This is a genomic window from Mesorhizobium sp. M7A.F.Ca.ET.027.02.1.1 (genome assembly GCF_004022985.1).
In the GTDB taxonomy this organism is placed as follows: domain Bacteria; phylum Pseudomonadota; class Alphaproteobacteria; order Rhizobiales; family Rhizobiaceae; genus Mesorhizobium.
In genome coordinates, this window is sequence record NZ_RZOL01000281.1 from 1 (window position 1) to 7,961 (window position 7,961).

Annotated in this window: 10 protein-coding genes; 9 read left to right on the top strand and 1 reads right to left on the bottom strand. The window is 66.6% G+C overall.

Going from position 1 to position 7,961, the window contains the following annotated elements; translation table 11 throughout:
• From EN749_RS25085 to EN749_RS25105, 5 genes are all read left to right on the top strand, one after another.
• On the top strand, positions 1–601 hold a 601-nt coding region (locus EN749_RS25085; RefSeq protein WP_189367689.1), incomplete at its 5' end, for a cobaltochelatase subunit CobN.
• Positions 598–2,121, top strand: coding sequence for a precorrin-3B synthase (gene cobG / locus EN749_RS25090; protein ID WP_128364176.1), 1,524 nt, complete (start codon positions 598–600; stop codon positions 2,119–2,121). The genes EN749_RS25085 and cobG, both read left to right, overlap by 4 nt.
• Before the next feature lie 2 nt (positions 2,122–2,123).
• Complete coding sequence (locus tag EN749_RS25095; RefSeq protein ID WP_128289855.1) at positions 2,124–2,756, top strand: precorrin-8X methylmutase; 633 nt, start codon at positions 2,124–2,126, stop codon at positions 2,754–2,756.
• The gene (locus tag EN749_RS25100; RefSeq protein ID WP_128364177.1) at positions 2,753–3,511 is read left to right on the top strand and encodes a precorrin-2 C(20)-methyltransferase; all 759 of its coding nucleotides are present in this window, start codon (positions 2,753–2,755) and stop codon (positions 3,509–3,511) included. Before EN749_RS25095 ends, EN749_RS25100 begins: the two co-directional genes overlap by 4 nt.
• Entirely contained in the window at positions 3,508–4,272 is a 765-nt protein-coding gene (locus EN749_RS25105) for a precorrin-3B C(17)-methyltransferase (RefSeq protein ID WP_127399071.1), read from the top strand. The genes EN749_RS25100 and EN749_RS25105 overlap by 4 nt, the downstream gene beginning before the upstream one ends.
• Here EN749_RS25105 and EN749_RS25110 read toward each other — a convergent pair.
• On the bottom strand, positions 4,236–4,997 hold the full coding sequence (locus EN749_RS25110; RefSeq protein WP_128364178.1) for a cobalt-precorrin-6A reductase: 762 nt from the start codon (positions 4,995–4,997) through the stop codon (positions 4,236–4,238). The genes EN749_RS25105 and EN749_RS25110 overlap by 37 nt on opposite strands.
• A 1-nt stretch (position 4,998) precedes the next feature.
• On the opposite strand from EN749_RS25110, the gene cbiE reads away from it, so the two are divergent.
• The 4 genes from cbiE to cobA all read left to right on the top strand — a co-directional run.
• Complete coding sequence (gene cbiE / locus EN749_RS25115) at positions 4,999–6,240, top strand: precorrin-6y C5,15-methyltransferase (decarboxylating) subunit CbiE (RefSeq protein WP_128364179.1); 1,242 nt, start codon at positions 4,999–5,001, stop codon at positions 6,238–6,240.
• Positions 6,237–6,623 carry a cobalamin biosynthesis protein gene (locus EN749_RS25120; protein WP_127399385.1) on the top strand — a complete coding sequence of 129 codons (387 nt, stop codon included), beginning with the start codon at positions 6,237–6,239 and terminating at the stop codon, positions 6,621–6,623. Before cbiE ends, EN749_RS25120 begins: the two co-directional genes overlap by 4 nt.
• Positions 6,620–7,384, top strand: a complete 765-nt coding sequence (gene cobM, locus EN749_RS25125) for a precorrin-4 C(11)-methyltransferase (RefSeq protein WP_128364180.1) — start codon at positions 6,620–6,622, stop codon at positions 7,382–7,384. The genes EN749_RS25120 and cobM overlap by 4 nt, the downstream gene beginning before the upstream one ends.
• On the top strand, positions 7,381–7,961 hold a 581-nt coding region (gene cobA / locus EN749_RS25130; protein WP_128364181.1), incomplete at its 3' end, for a uroporphyrinogen-III C-methyltransferase. The genes cobM and cobA, both read left to right, overlap by 4 nt.

The following is a 7,961-nucleotide window of genomic DNA, read 5'->3' on the forward strand; positions in this document are numbered from 1 at the left end:
TGCCTATGGCGGTGCCAAGGGCGAAGGCGTATCGGTGCCCGGCGTCTTCGAAACCCGCATCGCCGAGGCCGATCTTCTCGTCCACACCGGCGACGACCCCGGCCGCGACATCCTCGAAGGCTCCGCCGACGTCGCTTTCATCGGCGGCTTTTCGGCCGCCCTTGCGGCGCTCGGCAGGAATGCCGACGTCATCGTGCTCGACACCACGGACCCGCAAAAGCCCAAGCCGCGTTCGCTCAGTGAGGCCGTATCGCGGGTGGTGCGCGCCCGCGCCGTCAATCCACGCTTCATATCGGGACAGATGCGCCACGGCCCGCGTGGCGCCTCCGAATTTGCCGAAACCGTAGACCGCCTGGTCGGCTTCGCCGAAACCACGCACGCCATTTCGGGCACGCTGATCGAGGCAGTGCACGATGCCTATCTCGGCGATCCCATGGTCCGCGCCTTCATCCTGCGCGAGAACCCCGCCGCCGCCAAAGTCATCGCCGAGCGCTTCCTGTCGGCGCGCCGGCGTGGCCTGTGGCATCCCCTGCGCAACTCCATCGACGACGATCTCACGGCCCTGATTGCCGAGGCCGAGGCGCTTGGGGTGGCGGCATGAACGCCTTCTCGCGCCGCGGCGCCTGCCCGGCTTTGTCGGTGCCAATGCAGACCGGCGACGGGCTTTTGGTGCGGCTCAATCCGGTTGTTGGAGGCCCGTCTTCTGGAGGCCCATCTTCTGGAGGATTGTCGCCGAAGCTTTTGATTGGACTCTGCGAATCCGCCTTGCGGCACGGCAATGGCATCATGGAAGTCACCGCGCGCGGCAGTCTGCAGATACGTGGGCTGACCACGGACAGCGCGGCGCGGCTGGCGGCGGAGGTCGATGCGCTTGATATCGCAGTACGCACCGGCGTGCCGGTCGAGACCGGCCCGCTGGCCGGCATCGACCCGCAGGAGATTGCCGATCCCCGGCCGCTGGCTGAACGGATCAGGGCGTCGATTGACGAGGCTGGATTAGCGCCGAGGCTGGGGCCGAAGGTTTCGGTCGTTGTGGACGGCTGCGGGCAGTTGACGATGGATTCGGTGACGGCCGATGTGCGGCTTGCTGCAGTGCGGGTCGATGCAGGAGTTCGGTGGCGGGTGTCTGTCGCGGGTGATGGGTGGAATGGGAGGCCACTTGTCACTGCCGATGAAGGCTCGGCGTGCGACATCACCGTCGCGGCCCTAAGAATGGTTGCCGAAAAAGGCCGCGAGGCTCATGCGAGGGATTTGACTGAGAGGCAGTTGGTGTCTCTGGCGGGTTGGCTATGCTCGACAAGTTTGCGCGAGGCGCCCCCCTCTGTCCTGCCAGACATCTCCCCCTCAAGGGGGGAGATTACGCTGCCACCGATGGTTTCGCCAATCTCCGGTGTTGGTAAGGAAAAGCCGGCGCCTAAGCTGCCGATCTCCCCCCCTGAGGGGGAGATGTCCGGCAGGACAGAGGGGGGCGCCTCGCGTAAACCTAGCGGCCTTTTCCCCTTAGCCGGCGACGCCATTGCCCTCGGCATTGCCCTCCCCTACGGCAGCATGCCGGCAGACAAGATCATCGCGCTCGCCCAAAGCGCCCTCTCCCTCAACACAACCGAAATCCGCCTCGCCCCCAGTCGTGCCCTGCTCTTCCTTGGCCAGCCACCGGCAGCCAACCAACCCCTCCAACACACCGCCACCGCCCTCGGCTTCGTCACCGCCCCCACCGACCCGCGCACGCGCATTGCCGCTTGCTCCGGCACGCCGGCCTGTGCCTCCGGCCGCATCGCCACGCGCGACATCGCCGAGACGATTGCCACTGAAAACGCCGACATCCTCGACTTCACCCTGCACATTTCCGGCTGTGCCAAAGGCTGCGCCCACCCCGCCCTGGCGACGCTGACGATTGTCGGCGGCGAAAACGGAGCCGGACTTGTCGTGAACGCGACGGCAAAGGCCCTTCCTGCGGGCTACAGGCCGGGCTATGACGCCGCGCGCGGCATCGGCCGCGTCGCGGCAATGATCCGCAGCGCACGATATCAAGGCGAGACTGCCGCTGCTTGCCTGACAAGGCTCGGGCCGGCCGGTATCGCCGAGGCTTACCGACAGGCCCAAACTGAAAAACGGAAATGAGCATGGCCGCCTACGACTACATCCATGACGGCACGGCGATCTATGAGCGCTCCTTCGCCATTATCCGCGCCGAGGCTGATCTTTCGCGCTTCTCCGAGGCCGAGGCCGATGTCGCCATCCGCATGATCCATGCCTGCGGCCAGGTCGAAGCTTCAAGTCATTTTGTGTTCTCCACGGATTTGGTTGCCGCTGCCCGCACCGCTTTGGCGGCGGGCGCGCCGATTTTCTGCGACGCGGAAATGGTCTCGCATGGCGTCACCCGCGCCAGGCTGCCGGCGGGCAACGAGGTGATCTGCACCTTGCGCGATCCGCGCACGCACGACATTGCTGGGCAAATCGGCAACACCCGCTCGGCCGCCGCGATCGATTTGTGGGGCGAGCGCATGGCGGGCTCGGTGGTTGCCATCGGCAATGCACCGACCGCGCTGTTCTATCTATTGGAAAAACTGCGGGACGGCGCGCCGAAGCCTGCGGCCATCATCGGCATGCCGGTCGGCTTCGTCGGTGCTGCCGAATCGAAGGACGCGCTGGCCGAGAATTCCTACGGCGTTCCCTATGCCATCGTGCGTGGCCGTCTCGGCGGCAGCGCCATGACCGCCGCAGCGCTCAATTCATTGGCGAGGCCGGGCCTGTGAACGCGCTTCCCAAAGGCCGTCTCGTCGGCGTCGGCACCGGTCCCGGCGACCCCGAACTGCTGACCCTGAAAGCCGCGCGGGCCTTGGCGGAAGCCGATGTCGTGGCCTATTTCGCCAAGCGCGGCAACAACAGCAATGCGCGCGCCATCGTCGAAGCGCAGTTCCGGCCTGAAATGACGGAATTGCCGCTGCTCTATCCCGTCACCACCGAAATCGACAAGGATCACGACGACTACCGCTCGCAGATCACGGCTTTCTACGAGGAGTCCGCCGAGAAGGTCGCCGAGCACCTCCAGGCAGGCAGGATGGTTGCGGTGCTGTCCGAGGGCGACCCGCTTTTCTACGGCTCCTACATGCATCTGCATGTACGCCTCGCCCATCGCTTCCCGACCGAAGTCATTCCCGGCGTCACCGCCATGTCCGGCTGCTGGTCGCAGACTGGTATCCCGATCGTCCAGGGCGATGACGTGCTGACGGTGCTGCCCGGCACGATGAGCGAGTTCGAGCTGACGCGCCGGCTGGCTGACACCGATGCCGCCGTCATCATGAAGGTCGGCCGTAACCTGCCAAAGATCAGGCGGGCGCTGGAGGCTACGGCCAAGCTGTCGCGCGCCGTCTATGTCGAGCGCGGCACCATGGCCGGCAGCGTGTCGATGAAGCTGGCCGACAAGCCGGACGACAAGGCGCCCTATTTCGCCATCGTGCTGGTCGCCGGCTGGTCCGGCCGCCCCGGCGCCGTGGGAGCGCAAGTATGAGCGGCCGTCTCACTGTCATCGGCCTTGGGCCCGGCAATGCCGATCAAGTCACTCCGGAAGCCAGCCGCGCCGTAGCCGAGGCGAAATTCTTTTACGGCTACAAACCGTATCTCGACCGGCTGGAATTGCGCCCGGACCAGACCCGCGTCGCTTCCGACAATCGCGAGGAACTCGCCCGCTCCAAGGACGCACTGTTCAAAGCCGCCGAGGGCCACGACGTCGCGGTGGTTTCCGGTGGCGATCCCGGCGTGTTCGCCATGGCGGCGGCCGTCTGCGAGGCGATCGAGGCCGGCCCGGCCGAATGGCGCGCGGTCGATGTCGCTGTGGTGCCCGGCATCACCGCCATGCTGGCGGTCGCCGCCCGCATCGGCGCGCCCCTCGGCCATGATTTCTGCGCCATCTCGCTGTCCGACAATCTGAAGCCATGGGAGTTGATCGAACTGCGCCTGCTGGCGGCGGCCGGCGCCGGCTTCGTCATCGCGCTCTATAACCCGATCAGCAAGGCGCGCCCCTGGCAGCTCGGCCGCGCCTTCGAATGCCTGACCGCGATCCTGCCTGGTACCACACCAGTGATTTTCGGCCGCGCCGCCGGCCGCCCGGATGAGCGCATCGAGGTCTATCTGCTGGCCGATGTCGAGGCAGAGAAGGCCGACATGGCGACCTGCATCATCATCGGCTCGCCGGAGACCCGCATCATCAAGCGCGCGGAGAAGCCGGCGCTGGTCTACACGCCGCGCTCGTCCACGGGACGGACAAAATGATCGACCAACACGGTCAGCGCTTCAACGCTTTCAGCCGCGGGAACATCCGGCAAGACTGGCCGTTGGATCATGACCACCTCGAGGCCAAGCGCCCGCGCCGCGGCGATCTTGCCATAAGTCGCTTCGCCGCCGCTGTTCTTGGACACGACGACATCGATGCGTTGCTTTTCGAGCAGCGCGCGTTCCTCCGCCTCACGAAACGGGCCACGGGCCAGAAGATAGCTCGCATCCGGCACGGCAAGCTTGGGCTCGATCGCGTCGACGCTGCGGACGAGATAATGATGCTGGGGCGCAGCTTCGAAAGCAGCGACCTCTTGCCGGCCCAGCGCCAGGAAAACACGGCGCGGCGCCAGTCCAAGCGCTCGCGCGGCATCGCCGGATGTAATGACCTCAGTCCAGCGGTCGCCTTCGACAGGCTCCCAGCCGGGGCGTCGCAGCGCAAGGATCGGCACACCGGCCACGCGGGCGGCTTGCGCCGCATTGGCGGAGATCTGCGCCGCATAGGGGTGCGTCGCGTCGATCAGCAGGTCGATAGGCTCTTTCCGCAAATAATCGGCCAATCCACAGGCACCGCCAAAGCCCCCCGTTCGCACCGGCACGCCTTGCGCGACCGGGCTTTCAGTGCGGCCGGCCAGCGACAGCGTGACCGAGGCGCGCGCCGCCAGTTTTCCGGCCAGTTGCCGGGCTTCGGTGGTGCCGCCGAGGATCAGAATACGGTGGGTCATCATGCCTGCTGAAGGTCCGCGCGGTGCCAAGCTCACCCCAAAATGGCTCACAATCGTCGGCATCGGCGAGGACGGTTTAGCGGGTCTCGGCGACGAGGCCAAGCAGCGGATTGCCGAGGCGGAGATCATCTTCGGCGGCAAGCGGCACCTGGCGCTGGTCGCTTCCTTCGCCAAGGGCGAGGCGCGCGCCTGGCCAGTTCCTTTCGATGCCGAGATGGCTGACGTGCTGGCGCTTGCCGACAGGCGCGTCTGCGTGCTCGCTTCAGGCGATCCGTTCTTCCACGGCGTCGGCGCCACCCTCGCGCGCAAGGTCAAGCAACAGGAGATGCATGTCATCCCCGCACCGTCGGCCGTTTCGCTGGCGGCCGCGCGCCTTGGCTGGGCGCTGCAGGACATCGAGACCGTCTCGCTGCACGGCCGGCCGCTCGACCTGATCCGGCCGCTGCTGCAGCCACGCGCGCGCATTTTGGCACTGACCTCGGATGCCGAAGCCCCCGCTGCAATAGCGCGCCTGCTCACCGAACTCGACTTCGGCGCATCGCGGCTGACGATCCTGGAGGCGTTGGGTGGGCCAAGCGAGGACCACCGCACGATCCGCGCCGATGCCTTCGATCTCGAAAACATCAATCCACTCAACGTTCTGGCGGTCGAAGTTGAATCCGGTCCAGACGCGCGCGTCCTGCCGCTCACATCAGGCCTTGCCGATCATCTGTTCGACCATGACGGCCAGATCACCAAGCGCGAAGTCCGCGCCATCACACTGTCGGCGCTGGCGCCGCGGCGCGGCGAATTGCTGTGGGACATCGGCGCCGGTTCCGGTTCCATCGGCATCGAATGGATGCTGGCCCACCCTTCGATGCGCACCATTGCCATCGAGGCCGATCCGATCCGCGCCGCCCGCATTGGCCGCAACGCGGCCGTCTGCGGCGTTCCCGGCCTTGTCGTGGTGGAAGGCAGCGCGCCCAGGGCACTTGCCAGGCTGGACACGCCGGACGCGATCTTCATCGGCGGCGGCGGCAGCGATGCCGGCGTGCTGAATGCTGCCATCAAGGCGCTGCGCCCGGGCGGCCGTCTCGTGGCCAATGCGGTGACGCTGGAGATGGAAGCCTTGCTCCTCGCCCAGCATACCAAGCTCGGCGGCGATCTCACCCGCATCGCCATCTCTCGCGCATCGCCGGTCGGCGCGATGCAGGCCTGGCGGCCGGCCATGCCAGTGACCCAATGGAGCTGGGTCAAGCCATGATGGTCGCGGGCATCGGCAGCCGAAAAGGCGTGAGCGTCGAAGACGTGCTTGCCGCGATCGAAACCGCGCTGGAGACTCATGGCCTGACGATGACGGCACTTTCGGCACTGGCGACTGCCGAGTTCAAGAAGGATGAAGAAGCGATCGCCGCCGCTGGCCGCGTGCTGAGTCTTCCGGTCATCGTCGTCGATGACGCCACGCTTCAGGCCGCCTCGTCGGACACGCTCAGCCATTCCGACCTCTCGCAGGATGTTGCCGGAACCCCATCGGTTTCCGAGGCATCCGCCCTTGCCGTCGTCGGCAAAGGCGCCAAACTGCTTGGCCCGCGCACGGTGCTCGGCCCGGTCACCTGCGCCATCGCCATCAGCGGAGATGCGCCATGACCGTCCATTTCATCGGCGCTGGTCCAGGTGCCGCCGACCTCATCACACTGCGCGGCGCCAAGCTCCTTGCAAGCTGCCCGGTCTGCCTGCATGCCGGTTCGATCGTCGCGCCCGAGCTTTTGCAGCATTGCGCGCCCGGAACAAAACTGGTCGACACCGCGCCGATGTCGCTCGACGAGATCGAGGCCGAGTATGTCGCGGCCCACAAATCGGGCCATGATGTCGCCCGCCTGCATTCCGGCGACCTGTCGGTGTGGAGCGCCGTCGCCGAGCAGATCCGCCGGCTGGAAAAGCATGGCATTCCCTACACGCTGACGCCGGGCGTCCCCTCCTTCGCCGCTGCCGCCGCCGCATTGCGCCGCGAGCTGACCATTCCTGAAGTCGCGCAAAGCCTGGTGCTGACCCGCATCTCCGGACGCGCATCAAAAATGCCGCCCGGCGAAACGCTGGCCGGCTTCGGCCGCACCGGCGCCACGCTGGCCATTCATCTGGCCATCCACGCCATCGACCGCGTCGTTGCCGAGCTGACGCCGCATTATGGCGGGGATTGCCCGGTGGCGGTCGTCTTCCGCGCCTCCTGGCCGGACGAGCGTGTGCTGACCGGTACGCTGGCGACCATCGAGGCGCTGCTCGCCGCCGATCCGATGGAGCGCACGGCGATCATCTTCGTCGGCCGCTCGCTGGCAGCCGAAGGTTTTGGCGAGAGTTCATTGTACGACGCCCACTACCAGCGGCGTTTTCGCGGACGGGACGGATTGTGAGCGGCAGCACCAAAAACACTACGCTCGAAAAGGCGTTGTCCCAGCTGAATTTCAAGCCGCGCCGGCTTGAGCCGGGCCATGTCTGGCTGGCCGGCGCCGGCCCCGGCGACCCCGGTTGCCTGACGCTCGAAGTGCTGGCGGCTTTGGCCGAGGCGGATGCGCTGGTCTACGACGCGCTGGTCTCATCGGATGTCGTCGCCGTCGCCGAAAATGCCGAGCTTTTCTTTGCCGGCAAGCGCGGCGGAAAACCGTCGATGAAACAGGATGACATCACCGCCCTTTTGGTGCGGCTGGCGCGCGACGGCCGCCGCGTCGTCAGGCTGAAGGGCGGCGATCCCTATATTTTCGGCCGCGGCGGCGAAGAAGCCCTGGCGCTGGCGCATGAAAACATCCCGTTCCGCGTGCTGCCAGGCCTGACCTCGGGCCTCAGCGCTCTGGCCGCGACCGGCATCCCGGCCACCATGCGCGGCATCAACAAGGCGGTGATCCTGGCCACCGGCCACGCCGCCGGCACCGATGACGATCTCGATTGGGCGGCAATCGCCCGCACCGGCCAGCCTGTCGTCGTCTATATGGG